Below are 3,059 nucleotides of genomic sequence, written 5' to 3'. Positions count from 1 at the left end.
TTGCACCAGTCGGTAGTGACATCGGTCATCATCGGAGCTAAAAAGCCGGAACAGCTGGAAGACAATCTGAAAGCGGTGGACATCCAATTGACAGCGGACGAGCTGGCGCGATTGGACGCGGTGAGCAAGCTGGCTCCCGAGTACCCCGGCTGGATGCTTGAGCGTCAGGGAGCCGACCGATAGGCCATTTGCATGCGTCTCTACTTATTACGCGATCTATTCATCGCGTAAAGATTTAACAGGATTGGCCAGCGCTGCCTTAATGGATTCATAGCTCACCGTGAGCAGCGCTATGGCTATCGCAACAAGTGACGCTATTAAAAATACGACCCACCCTAAGTTTATATGATAGGCAAAACCGCTCAACCAGTTATCTATGGCGTACCATGCGATTGGTATGGCAATAAAAATGGCGATGAGCACGAGCCTCACAAAACTGCTGGATAAGAGATACGTTATATTGAATACAGAAGCGCCCAATACCTTTCGTACACCTATCTCCTTAATGCGCTGTTCGGCCATAAAAGCCGACAGGCCATACAGGCCTAGGCAGGAAATAAAAATGGCCAGTACGGCAAATAAATTAAAAAGACTTCCCAATCGCTGTTCTCCTTTATAGAGATTGTCGAGTTCCTGGTCCACAAAATTATAGGAGAAAGGAAATCCGGGATTCAAGCTAGTGTTTATTTTCTCCAAGGCCTTGATTGTGGCTTCGGTACTGCCCGGCTGCGTACGTACCACGACCGTGCCGCCCCAGTCGTTGAGCTTCATGATGAGCGGTTCAATGGCCTGTTGTGCAGGTTTGAAATTGAAATCTTTCACTACGCCTATGACAGTGCCACTTCGGTCCCAGACCGTTAAAGGCTTACCTATCGCGGTTTCGGCATCGAACCCCATGATGCCGGCAAATTTTTCATTGATGACGTAGTTGCTCGAGTCTCCCTTAAAATCCTTGGAGAAGGCACGGCCGGCTACTATCTTCATCTGGAAAACGTCAAAAAAGTTCTCGCTGACATCGAAGCTGGGAATTACGATTTGTGAATTTGGGTCTTTCCCTTCCCATTTGATATCTGTGCTGCCGCTTATGGAATTGGTCGGCAACTCGTTGGTAATGGCAAAATTGGCGGTCAATGGATTCTGTAGCAATTCGCTTTTGTAGGCATCTTGTCCCGTCCATATATCACCGGTCATGGGCACATAGATCAGGTTCGATTTTTCGTAGCCAATATCCCTATCCTTCATGTAGTTCAATTGCTGGTATACTACCACCGTGCCTACCAATAACACAATGGATACCACAAATTGGACAACGACCAGTCCATTCCGAAAAAGGAGGTTGCCGCTTCCGCTGGATTTGGTATTGCCTTTCAATACCTTGATGGGTTGGAAGCCGGATAGGAACAATGCGGGATAGCTACCCGCAACCAGTCCGGTTATCAGCGCAATGCCCGTTAATGTGAGCAATAGCTTTCCGTCAAACAGGTTTATTCCCAGTGTTTTTCCTGCCAGGTAATTGAAGGCAGGCAAGGATAGCCAAACGAGACCTATCGCTATAAGGAGCGATATAAAAGAAATGAGTATGGATTCTCCCAGGAACTGGCCTATCAATTGCCCTCGTGCGGCACCCACTACCTTGCGTAAGCCAACTTCTTTGGCCCTACGGGCGGAACGGGCGGTGGAAAGGTTCATGAAATTGATACAGGCGACGATGAGTATGAAGACGGCCACAAGGAAAAGGATATTGACGTATTGGATGTTGCCGTTTCCGGGCAGGTCCACCTGTAGGTTGGAATGCAGATGAATGGAGGTGAGCGGTTGGGCATGAAAAGACGCCTTCAATACATCCTCGGTAACATGTGACTTATAGATATCATTCATCTGTTTTTCCAGTGCGGCTAGATTTGCCGCCGTAGGATTGAAATTTTTGTCGAGCTGGATATAAGCGTAGTAGAGAAAACTAGTCCAGATGTCGTCTCCGGGGTAGTTCCATTCCCATTTTTCTATGGCAGACGTGGGCATGATGTAATCAAACTGCAAATGCGAGTTGGCGGGCACGCTGGCTAAAACCCCTGTCACCGTTACCTGTTTGTCATTGTTCTTTTTCAGCATCTTGCCAATGGGGTCGGCATCACCGAAATACTTCCTTGCCAGGTCTTCCGTTATCAGTACGGCATCGGGGCGTTGCAGCGCCGTGGTGGCATCTCCCGAAACCAATGGAAAGGAAAAGACATCCAGAAAAGTGGAATCGGCATAAAAGCCTCTTTTTTCTTCGAACCTGTTGTCGCCATATTCGAAAACATTGGTTGAGGGATGGCTGAGCCTGACCGTGTTCTTGATGGCCGGGATTTTGGCTTTTAATTCGGCAGGCATGCCCGAGGGATTTATGGCGGCCTTAAATTCTTCCGTTGCCTCAACGGTCACGCGATATATTTCATTGGCGTGGGCATGAAAACGGTCGTAACTCCTTTCATGTAGCACCCATAGCAGTATCAGGATGCTGGAGGTCATACCAATCGCCAGTCCTGCTATGTTCAGCAGGGAAAAGGATTTGTGGCGTCTTAGATTCCTGAACGCGATTTTGATGTAGTTCTTTAGCATCGTGTTAGTATTGAGACATCAGATTTGAGACATTAAATGTCAGTCTCTATAAAAATTGTTCACAACAAACCTGCCAGCAAGGAAAGTAGTTGTCTACTGTCCACAAACGAAGGTTTGGGCTATAGCTACTGTACGGAATCGGACGGTAATGGTTCGATTCCGTACAGTAGGAAGAAGGTATTTCCTATTATGTTTACATTTCGATGTCGAAACAGGGTAATGGTGTCGCAACATTTTCCTAAAGAAGTTGTTTAAATAAAAACGACATATACCAACTAAACTATTACGGATAATAAGATGAAATACAATTTTTTGGGAAATACGGGGCTAAAAGTTTCCGAACTATGCTTGGGAACCATGACTTTTGGCGGCAAAGGGATGTGGACGGCCATTGGCACCCTGCCACAGGACGATGTAGATACCTTAGTGAAAACGGCCATTGACGCGGGCATCAATTTCAT

2 protein-coding genes are annotated in these 3,059 nt (G+C 47.0%); one reads left to right on the top strand and one right to left on the bottom strand.

Annotation, left to right across the window (positions count from 1 at the left end):
- Window positions 1–183: aldo/keto reductase (locus tag A37S_RS0122305; protein ID WP_028298857.1), on the top strand; the 183-nt coding region annotated here is incomplete at its 5' end.
- Window positions 184–216: 33 nt separating this feature from the next.
- Here the strand turns inward: A37S_RS0122305 and A37S_RS0122300 are convergent.
- Entirely contained in the window at window positions 217–2,598 is a 2,382-nt protein-coding gene (locus tag A37S_RS0122300) for an ABC transporter permease (protein ID WP_028298856.1), read from the bottom strand.
- Between the last annotated feature and the right edge of the window lie 461 nt (window positions 2,599–3,059).

Origin of the sequence: Olivibacter sitiensis DSM 17696 (assembly GCF_000427965.1) — a bacterium.
In the GTDB taxonomy this organism is placed as follows: Bacteria; Bacteroidota; Bacteroidia; order Sphingobacteriales; family Sphingobacteriaceae; genus Olivibacter; species Olivibacter sitiensis.
Note: the sequence above shows the minus strand (reverse complement) of the source record. Positions and strands in the feature narration are given on the sequence as shown.